Origin of the sequence: Synechococcus elongatus PCC 6301, from assembly GCF_000010065.1 — a bacterium.
Classification (GTDB): Bacteria; Cyanobacteriota; Cyanobacteriia; order Synechococcales; family Synechococcaceae; genus Synechococcus; species Synechococcus elongatus.
The window spans coordinates 844,341-861,612 of sequence record NC_006576.1 but is presented as its reverse complement, the minus strand read 5'-3'; the positions used below and the strand labels follow the sequence as shown (position 1 = coordinate 861,612).

Genomic DNA, 17,272 nt, shown 5'->3' with positions numbered 1-17,272 from the left:
CACTAGCCCTGCCTCGGCGGGGCTTGTCTGTCCTTGCCGACGAGATCCAAGGAATCTTGTTGACGGTAGACAAAACCTGTTGTTATTATATGGAAGTCGGTCGCGACGCTCTACACATTCCGCGATCGCCGCTCTACACATTCCCGAGATTCACACCATGAAAAATACATTCACCCATACCGCAGGCCTCGCCCAGCTGATGCTGATGCTGGCCTGCGCAGTCATCGCTGAGTACGCTCCCGTCGCTGGCCGTCACCTCGGACGCTGGGCAGGGCGCACCATCGTGGCCGGTCGCATCGCTCGCCGCTGGTACAACACTCACCTGGCACACCGCGTCGCGATCGCTGAGTACGGCTTCCGCCGATTCGTGGCTGAGCAACTGGGCGAAGAGGCCCCCGCACTACGCGCTGCGATCGAGCCTTGGGCACTGACGGTCTACATGGTTCAGACGCACACCGCTGCTGTCGATGCAAACATCCCGACTGTCTGCGCTTCGATGACCATCCGCGAGCTGAAGGCGATCGCTCAGCAGCGCCAGATTCCGAACTGGAGCCGCATGCGGAAAGCTGACCTTCTGGCAGCGCTGAGCTAGTCCACTATCCGCCCCTTTTTAGTCCACTGACCTGAACATCGCCCAAGAATAATTGCTGAGCAAGGGTTTAAGGTGCGGACTATCCAGACTCAAAATCTGCCGCTAGCGATAGTGTGTGGGTTCGAGTCCCACCTTGCCCATCACAAAACGAAAGCCGCTTTGGGTCAGCCCTAGAGCGGCTTTTTGCTGTCTACCGACGCGATCGCCCTTCATGGGTTTGTGTCAGATCGCCGCTTCACCTCAGTGGATTGTACTGGCGTCGCGATCGCGCCCTGGGATGGCTAGCGTTTAGGGTACTTGCTGGCTTAAATGAAGCACTGTTGCATATGTCGTAGGGGCCAAAATCGCGGGGCACACTGGAGCCAAGAGTATTTCTATTGCATTCTTCTGGGGGCCGGTCTGATGTTCTCGCCTACTACCGGCTGGAGCTTGGCATTTCCGTGGAAGGACTATCTTTCTCAGCCACTTTTTCAGCGCGATCGCAGAGCTATTCTCAATCCTGTTCACTACTGGCGTTGCTATCGGCAGCGTTACCTTGAACAGTGCTATCGCCTGCCCGCACTGTCGCCTCACCAGCCGCCGAATGCCGAAGACAGCTAAGCCTCGATTCATCTGAAGCGATCGGGCTGCAGCCTCTGATGCAGCGAGCCTCGAATACTGCAGGAGTTTTTGTGATGATCGACACCCAGCTTGAACAGCAATTACAAGGATTTTCGGCCTTGCAAAGTCTGTTTGAGGCTGACTTTGACGTCCGTCGTCTCTTCACGGCTGAGGATGCCTTAGAGGCCGGTGAATATGGTCGCTTGACGGTTGAGGCGCTGCGCAATGATCCTGCTGCCGGCCAGTTGTTCGAGGAGCGCTGGGTGCTGCCCGAACTCAACTTGTCGAGCTTGCTGCAACTCCCCGAGGGTAGTTTTGGTCGAGTCTATGCGGAGATGCTGGTCGGCAATGGCTTTGACCCCGACTACGTCATCCAAATTGCGCCGGTTGAAGGCGATGATGACCTGAGCTATTTCAAGCGACTCTGGCGAACCACCCACGATTTTCACCACATCGCGACGGGGTTGGGGACTGATCCTCGGGGTGAAGTAGCCCTGCAAGCCTTTCTGATGGGACAACTGCCGATTCCCTTCAGCGTGGTTGTGGTCAGTATGGGGTTGTTGCGCACCTCGGTGGCTCAGCCCGATCGCATCCCAGCCTTGGTTGATGCGATTTCCGATGCTTTTCGGCGGGGGCGCCATTCGCCACAACTGTTGCTGGCGCAGCGCTGGGATCATTTCTGGGCGCTGCCTGTAGCTGAGGTTCGTCAGCAGTTGCAAATTGCGGATTAGGGCAGGGCGATCGCGGCAGAATCGGTAGGCTCATTGGGGTGTGGGAGATGCGAATAAACCTCAGCGCTTGGCTGCTTGCCCTGAGCTTTTTGGGTGGTAATGGTGCAGCGATCGCTCAAGCCGCCACTACGCTGAACTTCAATTCAAGTAGCGGTCCCGGCGAACAGCTGCTCACGGTGAATCCTGTCAGTGTCAGCATCAATGTTCCACGCAGCACCACGCCGGATGGTGATCCCCCACCGCCTGTTGTGACAGTGCAAGTTAGTGGCAAAACTGTTTTTCGTGCTCTCCGTCCTGATCTGCCAGGCATGGACACGCTGGTGGAAATTGCTGAGATGGACGCCAGCAATCCCTATCCAGAAGTGATCATCTCGCACTACACCGGTGGAGCACACTGCTGCAATCAGGTGGAAGTGATCAGTAGCGATCCCAGCGGTAAACAGTGGCGATCGCTGGCTTTGGGCAGCTTTGACGGGGGGCCTCATCCCCTCGTTGATGTTGATGGCGATGGGCAATCGGAATTTGTGGATGTCGACAATCGCTTTCTTTATCAATTCAGCTCCTATGCCGGTAGCTCCCCACCCGTGCAGGTCTGGCAATTGCAGAACGGCAAGTTCATCAATGTCTCGCAGCAGCCTCAGTTCCGTCGTCTACATGAAGAAGCTGCTGAGCGGATGCTCAAGGCAATTCAGGAGACCCCGCCGCGATCGCCAGATAGCAACGGTCTTCTCGCGGGCTATGCCGCGACTCAAGCCATCTTGGGCAAATTCCCTCAGGCTTGGGCCTTGGTGGAATCTCGCTATGAACCCTCCGAGTGGGGGCTGGAAGAATGCCTAGGGACTTACGACGATCAAGGTCGCTGTAAGGGGAAAGAAGTGCGCTACCGCAACTTCCCAGAAGCCCTGCGTGCTTTTCTGGAGCGTAACGGCTATCTAGCCTCGAGTCCGTGAATGAGTGGGAGCAGAACAAAGGAAATGGGGATGCGACTGGGGCGATCGCTGGCGATCGGGGTAGCACTGGGGCTGGGCTGGATGGGGCCGGCGGCAGCAGAGATCTACCGCTTTCAGATTCTGCAGCTGAATGACGTCTACGAAATTACGCCAGTACAGGGTGGACGGAGCGGCGGTTTAGCGCGGGTTGCGACCTTGCTGAAGCAACTGAAGGCAGAGAATCCGCAGACTTGGTCGATGTTGGCAGGCGACTACCTCAGTCCTTCTGCCTTGGGAACAGCGAAGGTCAACGGCGATCGCTTGGCTGGGCAACAAATGGTTGCTGTTCTGAATGCAATGGGCCTGGACTTAGCGACCTTTGGCAACCATGAATTTGATATTTCTGAAGCCCAGTTGCGCCAGCGATTGCAGGAGCAGAAGTTCGCGTTGGTAACGGGTAACGTGCTCGATGCTCAGGGTCGCTTGTTCCCCAACACCCAAACGGACTACCAATTTCAGGTGCAGGCGACCGATTGCCAAAAGCCCGTTTGCCCGCCGCTGAAAGTCTCGGTTTTAGGGGTAACGATCGATAGCAACCAAGCTCCCTACGTCCGCTACGGCGATCCGCTGAAGACCCTGCAACAACAGATCCAGCAGCGTCAGTCCAACACTGATTTGTTTATTGGGCTGACTCATTTGAATCTCTCACAGGACCAACGACTGGCGCGATCGCTACCGGCTTTGGACCTGATTTTGGGTGGGCACGAGCATGAAAATATCCAGCAGTGGGTGGGCGATGACTTCACGCCAATCTTCAAGGCTGATGCCAACGCCCGCACCGTCTACGTGCATCGGCTGACCTACGACAGCGATCGTCGCGATCTACAGATCAGTTCGCAACTCGTGCCGATCACGCCAGTGATTCCTGAAGATCCGACAACAGCTGCTGTTGTGCAGACTTGGCTGGAAAAAGGATTCACCGGCTTCCGTGCCCAAGGCTTTGACCCCAGTGCGATCGTGGGGCGTACCACCGAACCGCTGGATGGGCTAGAAAGTTCTGTCCGTAACGAATCAACAGCACTGACACGCTTGATTGCTAAAAGTTATCTGCGGGCAGTACCGACAGCTGAGCTAGCGATTTATAACAGCGGCGCAATTCGGATTGATGATGTATTGCCATCGGGGCCGATTAGTCAGTACGACGTGATTCGAATGCTGCCCTTTGGGGGGGCGATCGCCTCGGTAGAAATGCGAGGTGAGCTGCTGCAACGGGTTTTAGAACAGGGACTCAAAAATCGGGGCAGTGGCGGCTTCCTGCAAACCGATGGCGTGCAGCGGAGCGATCGGGGCTGGCAAATCCAAGGTCAGCCCCTGCGGCCCGATCGCTGGTATCGCGTCGCGATCGCCGACTATCTGCTGACAGGACAGGAGAAAGGACTCGGGTTCCTGACCGAGCAGAATCCGGGCCTACGGTCGCTGCAACGGGGACAGGATGTGCGGTTTGCCGTGATTGCGCAGCTCCAGGCTCAGCGTTAACAAGCGGTTGCACTGGCAAAGCGGGCAGGATCTTGGTCACGGCGATCGCGCATGGAAATCGCTGGTCCTTGGCGATCGCCCGCTAGTTGTGCTGTTGCCTCCAAGGCTTCCCGCAAGTGTTTGGCCGCATAGATCGACATATCACGAGGCACGCTGATGCGATCGCGCAGATAGCGCAGTCCTCGATCAGAGCCAGCCGGTGGCGGACAAACTTGGCCGGTTATTAGCGTGGTGAGCGCAGCGCGGAGAGCCGGATCGAAGACCTCAGCCTCTAGTGGGTTCAGGCGGATTAGCGTGTCTTTGTGGCGCAACACCCGTTGTAGGGCTTCTTGGCGAGCCGTGGGCGGCTCAGGATAAGTCACATCGGGCAACCCAAACCAAGGGCCTTGATCCACACGGGCTTGGCATACCGCCGTTTGTGGATCGGTGTTGGCGTAGCACCCGCCCATTTGCGGCGGCAAATCGTGGGCGTGGGTATGGAAGTCGCTCTGGGTGCCCCGATAGGTTTCGCGGCTTTCCATCGCCTCAAACCAGTCGCTGAGGCGTGGGTTGATCTCGCGCAGGGAATAGCCCTTGTAGTAGAAAAGGCTGGCGTTCATCCGCTCGACGTAGGGCGTGAAAATCACATCCGTCACCCCAAAGCACTCAAGGAAGTAAGGGCCGGGGGTACTCGCCAGAGCTGCTTCAACACGATCAACTACCGCTTGAAAGGCAGTGCGCCCTTGCTGATCCTGTTGGGGCGATCGCGAGGGATAGCAAAGCCAGCCACACCAAGCCCGAAAGAGTTCCCGCTCCAGTCGGCGCAGGGGTAAAACGGTCCGATCCAGCAGGCTATGCATCAGTGGTCCAAAAGTAGACTCCAGCGCCAGCAGAATGTCATCGCTTTCCGTAATGATTCGGCCATCGAGTTCTAATGCTGGCAGCATCCCCGAGGGGACTTTGCGCTTGTACCAGGTCTCTTTCTCGCCGTAGCAGAACATCGTCACCTTGGCGATGCGGTAGGGAATTTGTTTCTCCTCCAGCCAAAGCCAGACCTTTTGGCAATAGGGACACCAAGCATGGTGATCGCGATAGAGGGTAACGCGCACTGCCGACTCCGGCTGCCCAAACAGTCGTAGGGTGCTCTGGGCATTGGTGGGGCCATTGACGCGATCGGGGTTGAAATCGGTCAAAGTAGCCAGCTCAGACCAACTGAGGGCAAAAGAACTCATAGCGAGAGGGAAACCAGAATAGTTCCCATTCTTGCGAAGTCTGCTGTCCCTTGCTCATTGCGTAGGCGATCGCAAAAGTACTGATCGTGCTGAAGCTGTTCCGATCGCAGACTGAAGACGACTTAAAACTCAACCGGTAACGGCATAGTCCGCAACTTTCGTGAACTCGTAGGGTCCCATCAACGCGCCCCACAGGCTGCGACCTGTTTCGGGATCAATGCCGCGATCGAAGCTGTGGAAGTTAACCCGATCGCTCTCACTCCAGACTTCAAAGCCCAAGCTGACTTGGCGCTCAATGCCATCGGTCCAAAATCGACAGCGGCAACCTGCCGGTAATTGCGCGTTGTAACCGCCGCGGCTGGTTTGTTCCACAGCCAAGCGACAGCTTTCTAGAAGCTGGACATCTTCGGGGGTCAGTGATCGCAGGCGATCGGGATCTTGGCCGGCACCGAGCACTGCGGCTGCATTTTTGAATTGATAGAACTGAGCGCTCAGTTGACCTGAGAAATCGGCTTCTAAGCAGAGCAATCGCTGACGATAGGGGCGATCGAGTTGCAAGGCATTGGCCTGCTCTAGGAAGAGGCAAGGGCGATCGTGCCCAAACAACAGGAGCGGCCGCTGCCACAGTCGCAGTTGCACAAAGTGAACGGGCTCTGCGATTGCTTGGGGTTGGTTACTGAATTCACCGCTCAGCAGTGTCCAGAGATATTGGAGGTCATCCATGCGCTGCGATCCCCCTAACTGGGATACCAAAACATGCCCTTGATGCCCTCGGGGTCGAGCACAAAGCCAAGACGCCGATAGAAATCAACCACATGGGGATCGGCAAAGAGGGTGATGTTGGGAATCTCAGCTTGTTGCAGCTGAGCAATCACGTATTCCATCAAAACGCGCCCTAAACCCTGTCCTTGGAAGCTGGGGTTGATCACCACATCCCAAATCGTGGCATTGAACGCGTGGTCAGAAGTGGCACGGGCAAAGCCGATCAGCCGCCGCTGTTGAGCCAACTGTTCCCAAAGGGAAACAACTAAAAAGCTGTTGTCGAGGGCACGGCGCACTCTGCGGACGGGACGACGTGACCAACCGACAGCGTCACAGAGGGCTTCTAATTCTTGCAGATCGATGTCGCGACGGGTGCTGAGAATGAGACGCTGATTGGCCGCGATCGCGGGGGTGATCTCCACAGCTTGGGGGCCATAGCCTGCCAAGGGATCATCTGCAGGAACTGAGCTGGGAGCTGCAACAGGTGTATCTAGCGCAGAGAATAAACTCTTCCAAAACCCCATTCCTGCTGCCACTCGCTTGGGCGCTGTGCCAGTCGTTAGTAAATCCTGCAGGCTCAAAGCCTTTATCCTAAAGGCATGCCCCATCTGAATTTACGGGGATCGTTGCACGCCTACGATCAAACTGATCAAACGGACGGCGACCCTGAACTGACACTGGTATTTCTTCACGGCTGGTTGCTGAGTCGTACCTATTGGCAACCGCTGATCACTCGACTGCGATCGCAGTGGCCTTGCCTCAGCTATGACCTGCGGGGTTTTGGGGAATCCGCAGCCAATCCTGATCTGGGCCATAGTCCTGCGGATTATGCCGAAGACTTGATTGCTCTGCTGACGGCTTTGGATCTGCGGCGGGTTTGGCTGGTAGGTCACTCCTTGGGTGGCACTGTTGCGCTGTGGGCAGCACGGCTCTGTCCCGATCGCGTGGCAGGCGTCATCGGGGTAAATGCGGGCGGCGGCATCTATATCGAGCGAGAGTTTGAACGATTTCGGGGCTTTGGTCAGCAGCTGATTCGCTGGCGACCGCAGTGGCTACGGCAGATTCCGGGCGCTGAGCTGCCTTTCTGTTGGGATAGTGTGCATCGACCTTTGCCCCGCAAGTGGGCGCGACAGCGCCTGCAGGATTTCTTGGGGGCTGATGCTAGGGCAGCAATTGGGATTCTGCTGGATTCCACCACCGCAGAACAGGTTCACTGTCTGCCGAGTTTGGTCGCTCGACTGACGCAGCCGGTCTACTTTTTAGCGGGCGATCGCGATTCGATCATGCCGCCTGCTTACGTGCAGCATCTTGCCAGTTTCCATCCCAGCTTTGGTCTGGAAGGCCGCAATCTGCGACAGCTTCGGCACTGTGGGCATTTAGCCATGCTGGAGCAAACCGATGCGGTGGCCGAAGCAATTCAAACCTGGGTTAGCCAGTCAACCCGCCCTCAGCTGAACTGTGATGCCTCGGTTCAGCCCTCGATTTGAACTGGGTTCGCCTGCGTCGCTACGGGTAAAACGCGTCGATTTTGACCACAGGTTGAAGGTTCATCAGCTCAGGAACAAAGTCCCAATCTTTTTGCTCAAAGCAATAGTGTGGGACTGACCTTCGAGTGCAGATTGGTCTTACAGCCACTCGGAGAGTAACAGAGCAGGCTCTAGTAGCAGGGCGATCGCAACGCCCATGATCGCGCCGACCAGAACTTCCAGTCGGGTATGTCCCAGGGCTTCCTTCAGACGCTCGATCGCATCTTCTTCCTCTGAGGTGGTCAGCACCTGCTCGCTGATCAGGTTCAAAATACGAGCTTGGCGACCTGCCGCCCAGCGCACCCCTGCTGCGTCGTACATGACGATGATCGCGAAGACGGTGACAACCGCAAATTCAAGGCTGCCCCAACCCTGCTGTCGGCCAACAGCCGTGGCCAATGCAGCGACCAACGCCGAGTGCGAGCTGGGCATACCGCCGGTTTCAATCAGCACATGCCAGTTCAGACGGCGATCGCGCACCCCCTCAACAATCAGTTTTGAGAACTGAGCGAGGCCGCAGGCAAGCAGGGCAGCAACGAGGACGTCATTGGCCAGCAATTGACGGAGGACGGATAACATCAGTGTTTCCGTGCCGTAATGTAGTCAGCGATCGCCCGCAGTGGATCGGCTTCGGCACCAAAGGCTGCGATCGCTGCTTTCGCTTCGGTAATCAGCTGATCGGCATACTCGCGAGATGCGTCCAGACCGAGCAGGCTGGGGTAGGTTGCTTTTTTCGCAGCCAGATCCTTGCCCGCCGTTTTACCCAGTTCTTCGGCCGTTGCTGTGATGTCCAAGATGTCGTCGATCACTTGGAAAGCCAGACCAATTTTTTGAGCATAGGTGCGCAGCTGCTCTTGGAGCTCTTCGCTTGCGCCGGCCAGAATGGCACCAGAAACCACAGAGACTTCCAAGAGCGCACCCGTTTTGTGGGTGTGGATGTAGTGCAGGGTTTCGAGGTTGACGTCATCCCGTCCCTCGGATTGCAGATCCACCACTTGCCCGCCAACAAGCCCTTCGGCTCCAACGGCTCGTGCTAAGGCGGCAATCACCTTGAGGACGCGATCGGCAGGCACTTCGGGCGTGTGACGGGCGATCGCTTCAAAGGCGTAAGTCAGCAGTGCATCACCGGCCAGAATGGCGATGTCTTCGCCGTAAACCTTGTGATTGGTGGGTCGACCGCGCCGAAAATCATCGTTGTCCATCGACGGCAGGTCGTCGTGGATCAGGGACATGGTGTGCACCATCTCCAAGGCACAGGCTGTCGGTAGGGCGATCGCAGCCGTTCCACCCGCTAGTTCGCAACTGGCGAGGCAAAGAATGGGCCGTAGCCGCTTGCCTTCTGCCAGCAGGGAATAGCGCATCGACTCGTAGATCAACGGTGGATCTTGGGGTGGCAAGATCGCATTTAGAGCTGCCTCAACTTGGCGCTGCCGCTCCTTTAAGTAGCTTTTGAGATCGAAGCGAAGCGATGAAGAGGCGACCATAGGGCTTAGCGCAATGGGAAACAGGCCACACCACTCAGCGGTTTAGCTCAGAAAGGGCTGTCCCGAGCGGCGGCAATAGCTCAAGACCGTATTATGCAACAGCATTGCCACGGTCATTGGTCCAACGCCGCCGGGAACCGGCGTGATCCAGCTGGTGATAGCCGAAGCCGCTTCGTAGTCCACGTCTCCGACGAGACGGCCATCTTCCAAGCGGTTAATGCCCACATCCACGACGACGGCACCGGGCTTGATCCAGTCAGCTCCGACCAGCTCTGGTCGTCCGACTGCGGCCACGACAATGTCGGCTTGGCGGCAGACCTCCGGCAGATTGGGAGTGCGGGAATGGGCGATCGTGACGGTGGCGTTAGCTTCCAGCAGCATCATCGCCAGCGGCTTACCGACGAGAATGCTGCGACCGATCACCACGGCTTTTTTGCCAGCGGGGTCGATTTGATTGGCAGCCAGCAGCTCCATCACTCCAGCAGGGGTACAGCTGCGGAGTCCTTCCTCACCGCGCAGTAGCCGCCCTAGATTGAGCGGGTGCAGGCCATCAGCATCTTTTTCAGGATCGATCGCCAGCAGGAGCGGCACGGCATCTAAATGGCTAGGCAATGGCAATTGCACCAAAATGCCATCAACCCGGTCATCTTGGTTGAGCTCTTCGATCAGCGCCCGAATTTCAGCTTCGCTGCTGTCGCCAGGCAGATGCTTGCCAAAGGAGACAATGCCGGTTTGCTCGCAGGCTCTCTCTTTGTTGCGGACATAGACGGCACTGGCGGGATTGTCACCGACCATAATCACAGCAAGGCCCGGACGACGACCGACAGCCGGGGCGATCGCTTCTACTTGTTCCCGCAGTTGTTGGCGCCGTTGGGCTGCCAAGGCTCGACCATCCAGTATTGCTGCCGCCATCCCGTCTATCCTTTGAGTGCTCCGCTGGTTTGCCGATTTCGCATTCTGTCTTTAGCTTTTCTCCTCGGACCGATCGCTGGCTAGCCCCGTTGGCGATCGCGCTGTTTTTGGGGCAATCCTCAGAACGCCCGCCAGAGTCACTGTTACCAGCTTGGGAGGCGATCGCGGCCGAACTTTGGCAGCGTCGATCGGTACCGACGTACACAGGCATTGAGACTTTACCCTGTCGGTATCTACAGCCTGATCGTGGGTTGCAACCGTCCTGGTCGGAGCCGAGGCGGCTACCCGAGCTGCCCCTTCTCTGGGCGATCGCGCAGCAGCAAACCCGTGAATCTGAGGCGATCGCTCTGGAGCTAGCTGATTTGGGTCGTCACTACGGCACGGTGATCCTGCCGCTGACTTGGTGGCAATCGCTACCCCAAGTCCGTCTGCGAGCCCTGGGCGAACAGTTAGCGGCTTGGCAGACAGGCTACCGCTGGCCACCTGGGACAAAGACCTGACCCTGGTGAGGGATGCTCATCCGACTAGGCGCCAGTTGCCTCAATACCCAGCGTGCCTGAGCAGACAAACTCAACTCGCTATAATCGGCCTAATGCTTGCCGAGCGCCTGTTCACGACCCCCTCATCGCATGTTGGCTCTTGTGATCTGGCGTCCCCTTCCATGATTTCCTTGCCCGGCTGGATCGTTCGACCCTTTGTGCGTCAGCAACCTAACTGGAGCGATCGCGAGCCCGATCGCTTTGCCTTGGGGCCTGCCTGCCTGGTAATCACCCCCAAGCGCCGCCGTTCCTATCGCCGTTGCCTGGCCTTAGGGATTCTTGGCATCGTGGCTATGACTGCGCTGGCAGGCCAACGGTTTTATAATCAGCCCCGCCTCGACGTAGGGATGCGTGCGGCGGTCACTATCACAGCGCCTGACTCGGCCCAAGTGGTCGATCGCCTCAGTACCGATCGCCGCCGTAGCGAAGCGCGATCGGGGACCACGGCCGTGCTGCGCATCAATGCGACGACCAATCAGCAACTACGCCAAACCCTAAATGCCTTCCTTGCCCAAGGCGAGGAAGTGCGGGAGCAACTGGGTGCGTTTCCCTACCTGCCTGTCGCTCAGCTCAGCGAGCAAACCCAACTGACGTTGCGCCAGTTGTCGCCCCAGCGCTGGCGTCAACTCCAACAAGCGCTGACCCAACCCAATCAGCCCCTGACCGATCCAGAACTCCAACAGCTGCTCGATAGCTTGGAGCAAGTACGACGGCGATCGCCCCAAACTTGGCCGAATGTCCTCTCCAGCATTCGTCAGGCTCAGCAGCGCTACACCCGTGCCCGTGACAGCCTCGACACGCTCCAGTCTTCAGCTCGCCCCTCACCTTTCCAGCCTGAACTCCTGGACCTCAGCAATCGCCAATGGCAGCAACTCCAGCTCACTCTCCGCGAGGCGCTTGATCGCATTCTGGCCCAAGGGCTACCCCAGGGGCTGCCCGAGCCGGTGATTCAAAACACGATTCGCTCCCACTTGGGCAACCAGCTTTCCAACTCTGCAGTGCTGGTGGGACAAACCCTGCTGGGACAGGTAATCAACAACCAAAGCACCCTGGAGATCGATCAGGAAAAGACGCGCTTTTTAGCCGAATTACGAGCTAGTGCTGTCGATGACGTGGTGGTGCCTGTTCGCAAAGGTCAGGTGATCGTTGCCTCGGGTGAGGTGATTCGAGAGCGGGAATTTGCCCTGCTGGACTACTTCGGTTTGACGCGCCGCAGCCCTAACTGGCCCGGTTTGATTGGCTTTGGCGGCATTGTGACGTTGGGCTTGGCGGTCTTCTGGTTAATGCAACGCCGCTGGCAACCCAACCTGCGGGTGGGCGATCGCCTCTTGCCCTTGGTCTTAGCGCTCTCAGTCCCCCTGGGCTACAGCACGCCGCTGCATGTTTCGACCTTGCCGGCAGTGGGTTTGCTAGCGGGCAGCTTCTACGGCGCTCGGCTGGGGAGCACCCTCGTTGTCTTGCTGACTGCGATCGCGCCCCTGGGACTAAACTTGGTGCCCGTGGTTGACCTCAACTCCCTGATGGCTAGCTCCGTGGCTGGCTTGGTCGGCGCCGTGCGTGTGGGTTCCCTGCGCTCGCGCGAAGAAGTGGCGTTACTGGGCCTCGGTGTTGGCATGGCTGAAGGGGTAACCTTTCTGCTCTGCAGCTTGATCAATCCGCCTGCTGGCCTCTTTTTTGCCTCTTGGATCTCACTGCTGACCACTGTGGGAATTCACGCCCTGCGGGGGATGGCCTGGAGTGTGGTGGCCTTGGGGATCAGTCCCTACCTTGAGCGCATTTTTGATCTCGTGACGCCGATTCGACTGGCGGAGTTGGCGAACCCCAACCGCCCCCTGCTGCGTCGTCTGGCAGCTGAGGCTCCAGGTACTTTTCAGCACACGCTATTCGTCTCCTCCTTGGCAGAGGCAGCGGCTCGAGCCCTGGGCTGCAACATGGAGTTGGTGCGTACTGGCACGCTCTATCACGATGTGGGCAAGCTCTGTGAGCCGTGCTGTTTTGTCGAAAATCAGCAGAGCGGCAAAAACCAACACGACCAAATCAATGACCCTTGGCAAAGCGCTGCGATTATTCAACGCCATGTCTCGGAAGGGGTACAGCTGGCGCGGCGGGCAGGGTTACCCAAGGCCGTGCGGGACTTCATCCCTGAGCATCAGGGCACGATGCTGATCGCCTATTTCTATCACCAAGCGAAAGAACTCGCCCAAAAAGATCCCGATCGCTACACAGTCAATGAACAGGATTTTCGCTATCCGGGACCGATTCCCCAAAGTCGTGAAACCGGCATTGTGATGCTGGCTGATTCCTGTGAGGCGGCTCTGCGATCGCTCGAGAATGCCACGATGGAAGATGCGCTGCGTATGGTCAAGCGGATTATTCGGGCGCGCTGGCAAGATAACCAACTGGCTGCCTCGGGGTTAAGCCGTCGAGATCTCGCCACGATCGCGGAAGTCTTTGTCCAAATTTGGCAGCAGTTCCATCACAAACGGATTGCTTACCCCAGCACCGCTTCAAACTAGCTGCTGCAGGAATTGTTGCAGCTCAGCTGCAATCCAATCTTGTTCAATCGTAGTTAGCATAAAACCGAACTGATGGCGATTGATGCCAACTTGTAGAACACAGGTGTAGAGCGGCACATCGTTGATGCGAATCCCACTGTGGGCAACTTCTACTGCATTAATGTCATCAGTTTGACCACGTAGGGTTTTGCTGATTCCCAAAGCAGTCATGTGCAGCTGGAATCGATCGCGTCCGATCTCCAAAATGGATTGGCCAAACAGTGCCAAACACAAGGGCGCCATTAGCATGATGCCGACGTACCAAAAAGGCAGCAAGAAAAGCAGAAATAGGGGGGCACTGACAGCAAAGGTCGCTGTAAAAAAGACCAGCAAAACATTCCAAAACAGCGCGAATCCTGCCAGTCCCAAGAGAGAAAGCCGCAGGCCTTGCGGCGGGATTCGCAGGCGTAAACGCTGGGGACTGCGGGTTAATTCCACCTTGCTACCGGCGGGTTTCCGGAGGCTCAGCACGGTGTCGCTGGAGGAACTGGCGATCGCAGATGGACTGAAGCTGGGGCGATTCAGGACTTTGAGCGCTTGAAGGGCGATCGCGGCGGAGCCAAACCGTTCTTCCGGCAGGGGAGCCAGAAGTTGATCCAGCCATGTTGCTAGACGATCGGAAATTTTGGCGTAGGGTCGAAAGTCGATCCGCAACCGCTGTCGCTGCAGTTGATCGGGCGATCGCCCCGTTAGCAGAAAGACGAGGGTCGCGCCCACAGCATAGAGATCCGATTGCGGACTGCTCTGCCCCTGGAGTTGCTCGGGTGGCATGTAACCCAGCGTGCCAACGAAAGTGTTGCTGCCCAGCAGGGTTTCGCGGGCGATCGCCTGCACAGAGCCAAAATCGATGAGCTGGAGCTGACCGTCGGTTTGCCGAATCAGATTCTGCGGCTTGATGTCGCGGTGGATGAGGGGCGGATAGAGGCTTTGCAGGTAGACCAGAATCTCCAGTACTTGTGCTGCGATCACGACAACTTCCTCCTCGCTCAAGCGGGCACCCTGCTCCACCAGTTGATCGAGGGGCTGGCCTTCGACGAGGTCGCGTACCAGACAGAAGTAACAGTCGCTGCTGGTCTCGGTCTGAAAGTAATCGCGATAGTGAGGAATACCCAGATGCTGCAGGGTTGCGAGGATCCGAGCTTCCCGCTCAAACAAGTCCAGAATCTTCCAGTCGGTGGTGCCGCTGAGCGTCAGGATTTTGATCGCGACAGTCTGTTGGCTCTGGCGATCGTGGGCGCGATAGGTCGTGCCTGTTCCACCCTGCCCAAGGGGGCTATCCAATTCGTAGCGATCGTTGAGAACCGTGCCGACGGGCAACCTGCTCATCTGCGCTGTCGATCCTGAATTTGCCTTAGGGTGCCCTGAGACCCTCTGTCCCGTCCAGTCTCCAGTCGCGCTTCGACCGCAGCGATCGCCAGCAGCGTCTTGAGCACGGAATCAGGATTGAGGCTGATCGAGTCGATCCCCTGCTCCACCAGGAATTCTGCAAATTCTGGGTAGTCACTGGGGGCTTGGCCACAGATGCCAATCTTGCGACCGGCAGCTTTAACCGTTTGGATCGCTTGGGCTACCATCCGTTTGACCGCCGGATTGCGTTCGTCAAACAGGGCTGCAACTAGGGCGGAATCGCGATCGAGCCCGAGCGTCAGTTGGGTCAGGTCATTGGAGCCAATTGAGAAGCCGTCAAAGACCTCACTGAAGGCATCGGCACAGATCACGTTGCTGGGCAGTTCGCACATCACGTAAACCTGTAGGCCGTTTTCACCGCGTTTGAGACCGTTGGCTGCCATCTCCGCTAGCACCCGCTGCCCCTCTTCGGGCGTCCGACAGAAGGGCACCATCGGGATGACATTGGTCAGCCCCATCCCCTCACGCACTTGCCGGAAGGCTTGGCATTCCAAGGCAAACGCCTCGCGGTATTGCGGGTCATAGTAGCGGGAGGCTCCGCGCCAGCCGATCATCTGGTTTTCTTCGCGGGGCTCAAACTGTCGCCCCCCCAAGAGATTGGCGTACTCGTTGCTCTTGAAGTCGGAAAGGCGGACAATCACCGGCTTCGGCCAAAAGGCAGCGGCAATCCGCCCGATGCCCTGCGCTAGTTTCTCGACGAAGAAGTCGGCTTTGCGATCGTAGTTCGCTGTCAGCTTGGCGATTTGATCTTGGACAAACAAATCCTCTAGCTGGTCAAAGTGGAGCAGCGCCAGCGGATGTGCCTGAATATGGTTGGCAATGATGAACTCTAGCCGCGCCAGCCCAACGCCATCACAGGGAATAGCGGCCAGACCAAAGGCTTCCTCGGGGTTGCCGACGTTCATCAGGATCTGAGTGCGAGGTCGTGGCAGATCATCCAGCACCGTTTCGTGCACCTCGAAGGGCAGCAGCCCAGCGTAGACGCGACCTTGATCGCCTTCGGCACAAGAGACCGTGACATCGGCGCCGGTCGCGATCGCAGTTGTGGCTGTCCCGCAGCCCACGATCGCTGGAATGCCCATCTCGCGGGCAATGATCGCCGCGTGGCAAGTTCGGCCGCCCTGATTGGTCACGATCGCGCTCGCCTTCTTCATGATCGGCTCCCAGTCCGGGTCGGTGCGATTGGTCACCAGCACTTCACCCGCCTGAAAATCGGCGATGTGATGGACGTCGAGAATGACCCGTGCCGTGCCTTGTCCAATCATTTCGCCCACTGCCCGCCCTTCGACCAAGACGGAACCGCTGCCTTGGAGTTGGTAGCTGCGCAGGAGATTGCTGGCTCGCTGCGACTGCACGGTTTCGGGACGGGCTTGCACGATGAAGAGCTCGCCGCTCAGGCCATCCTTGGCCCATTCGATATCCATCGGGGTAAAGCAACCCCGTTTGGCGGAGTAGTGATCCTCGATGATGCAAGCCCACTGGGCTAGCTGCAGGACCTCATCGTCACTGATTGCAAAGCGTTGGCGATCGCTCTCAGCTACGGAGACATTCTTAGTCAGCTTCGATCCACCTTCGTCGTAGACCATGCGGATTTCTTTGCTGCCAATCCGCTTGTCGAGAGTCGGGCGGAAGCCCTGCTGCAGCGTTGGTTTGAAGACAAAGAATTCGTCGGGGTTAACTGCGCCTTGCACAACGTTTTCACCCAGACCGTAGGCAGCAGTGACCAACGCTGCGTTACGGAAGCCGGTTTCTGTATCGATTGAGAACATCACGCCGGAGGCAGCCAAGTCGGAGCGCACCATCTTTTGCACCCCGACGGACAGCGCCACCTCAAAGTGGTCGAAGCCCTTAATCTGGCGGTAGGAAATGGCGCGATCGGTGAACAGCGACGCAAAGCAGCGATGACAGGCCTGAATAACCGCCTGCACCCCACGCACGTTCAGGTAGGTTTCCTGCTGGCCAGCGAAGCTGGCATCGGGCAGATCCTCTGCGGTTGCGCTAGACCGAACCGCCACATCGACACTGCCAAACTGACGCTGACAGCGATCGCGATCGAGGCCACTGAGGCGATCGCAAACTGCGGGGGTGGGTTCATAGCGATCGCACAGTTGCTGATAGGCCGTCGCGATCGCGGTTTCTAGTTCAGCCGGGAAAGGCGTGTTGAGAATCAGATTCCGGGCCTGCCGGCCGCGCTCCCGGAGATTAACGACATCCTCCACGTCCAAATCCGCGAATAGCTGGCGCAGTTGAGGTTCCAATCCCGCACCGGCGAGGAAAAACCGAAACGCTGCTGCTGTCGTAGCAAATCCAAGGGGAACATTGACCCCTTTGGATAACAGCTCACGGATCATCTCGCCCAAGGAGGCGTTCTTGCCACCGACCAATGGGATGTCGTCGATGCCGACCTCTTCAAACCAGAGCACGAACCGTTGATCCCGTGATTCGTTACCGGCGGTTGGCTGGAAGCGGGTGAGCGTCATAGCTGAGC

General features: G+C 57.8%; 16 protein-coding genes and 1 tRNA gene. 9 read left to right on the top strand and 8 right to left on the bottom strand.

Going from position 1 to position 17,272, the window contains the following annotated elements:
• The first annotated feature begins 157 nt into the window (after positions 1 to 157).
• The 6 genes from SYC_RS03985 (at position 158) to SYC_RS03965 (ending at position 4,388) form a co-directional block, all read left to right on the top strand.
• Positions 158 to 592 (top strand): Rho termination factor N-terminal domain-containing protein, encoded by a 435-nt coding sequence (locus tag SYC_RS03985; RefSeq protein ID WP_011377716.1) that lies wholly within the window; start codon positions 158 to 160, stop codon positions 590 to 592.
• A 57-nt stretch (positions 593 to 649) separates the two neighbouring features.
• A tRNA-Leu gene (locus tag SYC_RS13770) sits at positions 650 to 732 on the top strand.
• Between the two features lie 262 nt (positions 733 to 994).
• Entirely contained in the window at positions 995 to 1,192 is a 198-nt protein-coding gene (locus SYC_RS13760; RefSeq protein ID WP_126146781.1) for a hypothetical protein, read from the top strand.
• 74 nt (positions 1,193 to 1,266) lie between these two features.
• Positions 1,267 to 1,923 carry a Coq4 family protein gene (locus SYC_RS03975; RefSeq protein WP_011377717.1) on the top strand — a complete coding sequence of 219 codons (657 nt, stop codon included), beginning with the start codon at positions 1,267 to 1,269 and terminating at the stop codon, positions 1,921 to 1,923.
• A 47-nt stretch (positions 1,924 to 1,970) separates the two neighbouring features.
• Positions 1,971 to 2,873, top strand: a complete 903-nt coding sequence (locus SYC_RS03970; RefSeq protein WP_011377718.1) for a hypothetical protein — start codon at positions 1,971 to 1,973, stop codon at positions 2,871 to 2,873.
• Between the two features lie 24 nt (positions 2,874 to 2,897).
• Complete coding sequence (locus tag SYC_RS03965) at positions 2,898 to 4,388, top strand: bifunctional metallophosphatase/5'-nucleotidase (protein WP_234701797.1); 1,491 nt, start codon at positions 2,898 to 2,900, stop codon at positions 4,386 to 4,388.
• Here the strand turns inward: SYC_RS03965 and SYC_RS03960 are convergent.
• The 3 genes from SYC_RS03960 to SYC_RS03950 form a co-directional block, all read right to left on the bottom strand.
• A complete protein-coding gene (locus SYC_RS03960; protein WP_011243077.1) occupies positions 4,385 to 5,599 on the bottom strand; it encodes a glutathione S-transferase family protein in 1,215 nt (404 codons plus the stop codon). The genes SYC_RS03965 and SYC_RS03960 overlap by 4 nt on opposite strands.
• 129 nt (positions 5,600 to 5,728) lie before the next feature.
• Positions 5,729 to 6,322 carry a chromophore lyase CpcT/CpeT gene (locus SYC_RS03955; RefSeq protein WP_011243076.1) on the bottom strand — a complete coding sequence of 198 codons (594 nt, stop codon included), beginning with the start codon at positions 6,320 to 6,322 and terminating at the stop codon, positions 5,729 to 5,731.
• Between the two features lie 14 nt (positions 6,323 to 6,336).
• Positions 6,337 to 6,885, bottom strand: coding sequence for a GNAT family N-acetyltransferase (locus SYC_RS03950; protein WP_041676949.1), 549 nt, complete (start codon positions 6,883 to 6,885; stop codon positions 6,337 to 6,339).
• A gap of 75 nt (positions 6,886 to 6,960) precedes the next feature.
• On the opposite strand from SYC_RS03950, the gene SYC_RS03945 reads away from it, so the two are divergent.
• A complete protein-coding gene (locus SYC_RS03945) occupies positions 6,961 to 7,848 on the top strand; it encodes an alpha/beta fold hydrolase (protein WP_011243074.1) in 888 nt (295 codons plus the stop codon).
• Between the two features lie 138 nt (positions 7,849 to 7,986).
• On the opposite strand, the gene SYC_RS03940 is transcribed toward SYC_RS03945, so the two are convergent.
• The 3 genes from SYC_RS03940 to folD are packed head-to-tail and all read right to left on the bottom strand — an operon-like array spanning position 7,987 to position 10,283.
• Positions 7,987 to 8,466: a divergent PAP2 family protein gene (locus SYC_RS03940; RefSeq protein WP_011243073.1), complete on the bottom strand. Its 480-nt coding sequence runs from the start codon at positions 8,464 to 8,466 to the stop codon at positions 7,987 to 7,989.
• Complete coding sequence (crtE, locus tag SYC_RS03935; protein ID WP_011243072.1) at positions 8,466 to 9,371, bottom strand: geranylgeranyl diphosphate synthase CrtE; 906 nt, start codon at positions 9,369 to 9,371, stop codon at positions 8,466 to 8,468. The genes SYC_RS03940 and crtE overlap by 1 nt, the downstream gene beginning before the upstream one ends.
• Positions 9,372 to 9,413: 42 nt before the next feature.
• Positions 9,414 to 10,283, bottom strand: a complete 870-nt coding sequence (gene folD, locus SYC_RS03930; protein ID WP_011377721.1) for a bifunctional methylenetetrahydrofolate dehydrogenase/methenyltetrahydrofolate cyclohydrolase FolD — start codon at positions 10,281 to 10,283, stop codon at positions 9,414 to 9,416.
• A 29-nt stretch (positions 10,284 to 10,312) separates the two neighbouring features.
• On the opposite strand from folD, the gene SYC_RS03925 reads away from it, so the two are divergent.
• Together SYC_RS03925 and SYC_RS03920 are read left to right on the top strand one after the other, a co-directional pair.
• Positions 10,313 to 10,783 carry a hypothetical protein gene (locus SYC_RS03925; protein WP_041676948.1) on the top strand — a complete coding sequence of 157 codons (471 nt, stop codon included), beginning with the start codon at positions 10,313 to 10,315 and terminating at the stop codon, positions 10,781 to 10,783.
• A 161-nt stretch (positions 10,784 to 10,944) separates the two neighbouring features.
• Positions 10,945 to 13,338: an HD family phosphohydrolase gene (locus tag SYC_RS03920; protein WP_234701796.1), complete on the top strand. Its 2,394-nt coding sequence runs from the start codon at positions 10,945 to 10,947 to the stop codon at positions 13,336 to 13,338.
• Here the strand turns inward: SYC_RS03920 and SYC_RS03915 are convergent.
• Together SYC_RS03915 and ppsA are read right to left on the bottom strand one after the other, a co-directional pair.
• A complete protein-coding gene (locus SYC_RS03915; RefSeq protein ID WP_011243069.1) occupies positions 13,330 to 14,703 on the bottom strand; it encodes a serine/threonine protein kinase in 1,374 nt (457 codons plus the stop codon). The two genes, SYC_RS03920 and SYC_RS03915, sit on opposite strands and share 9 nt — an antisense overlap.
• Complete coding sequence (ppsA, locus tag SYC_RS03910; protein ID WP_011243068.1) at positions 14,700 to 17,264, bottom strand: phosphoenolpyruvate synthase; 2,565 nt, start codon at positions 17,262 to 17,264, stop codon at positions 14,700 to 14,702. Before ppsA ends, SYC_RS03915 begins: the two co-directional genes overlap by 4 nt.
• Positions 17,265 to 17,272 lie beyond the last annotated feature (8 nt).

Bases quoted from the DNA above. Each gene is read 5' to 3' on its own strand.
- SYC_RS03985 (WP_011377716.1), top strand. From the start codon at position 158: ATGAAAAATACATTCACCCATACCGCAGGCCTCGCCCAGCTGATGCTG.
- SYC_RS13760 (WP_126146781.1), top strand. From the start codon at position 995: ATGTTCTCGCCTACTACCGGCTGGAGCTTGGCATTTCCGTGGAAGGAC.
- SYC_RS03975 (WP_011377717.1), top strand. From the start codon at position 1,267: ATGATCGACACCCAGCTTGAACAGCAATTACAAGGATTTTCGGCCTTG.
- SYC_RS03970 (WP_011377718.1), top strand. From the start codon at position 1,971: ATGCGAATAAACCTCAGCGCTTGGCTGCTTGCCCTGAGCTTTTTGGGT.
- SYC_RS03965 (WP_234701797.1), top strand. From the start codon at position 2,898: ATGGGGATGCGACTGGGGCGATCGCTGGCGATCGGGGTAGCACTGGGG.
- SYC_RS03960 (WP_011243077.1), bottom strand. From the start codon at position 5,599: ATGAGTTCTTTTGCCCTCAGTTGGTCTGAGCTGGCTACTTTGACCGAT.
- SYC_RS03955 (WP_011243076.1), bottom strand. From the start codon at position 6,322: ATGGATGACCTCCAATATCTCTGGACACTGCTGAGCGGTGAATTCAGT.
- SYC_RS03950 (WP_041676949.1), bottom strand. From the start codon at position 6,885: ATGGGGTTTTGGAAGAGTTTATTCTCTGCGCTAGATACACCTGTTGCA.
- SYC_RS03945 (WP_011243074.1), top strand. From the start codon at position 6,961: ATGCCCCATCTGAATTTACGGGGATCGTTGCACGCCTACGATCAAACT.
- SYC_RS03940 (WP_011243073.1), bottom strand. From the start codon at position 8,466: ATGTTATCCGTCCTCCGTCAATTGCTGGCCAATGACGTCCTCGTTGCT.
- crtE (WP_011243072.1), bottom strand. From the start codon at position 9,371: ATGGTCGCCTCTTCATCGCTTCGCTTCGATCTCAAAAGCTACTTAAAG.
- folD (WP_011377721.1), bottom strand. From the start codon at position 10,283: ATGGCGGCAGCAATACTGGATGGTCGAGCCTTGGCAGCCCAACGGCGC.
- SYC_RS03920 (WP_234701796.1), top strand. From the start codon at position 10,945: ATGATTTCCTTGCCCGGCTGGATCGTTCGACCCTTTGTGCGTCAGCAA.
- SYC_RS03915 (WP_011243069.1), bottom strand. From the start codon at position 14,703: ATGAGCAGGTTGCCCGTCGGCACGGTTCTCAACGATCGCTACGAATTG.
- ppsA (WP_011243068.1), bottom strand. From the start codon at position 17,264: ATGACGCTCACCCGCTTCCAGCCAACCGCCGGTAACGAATCACGGGAT.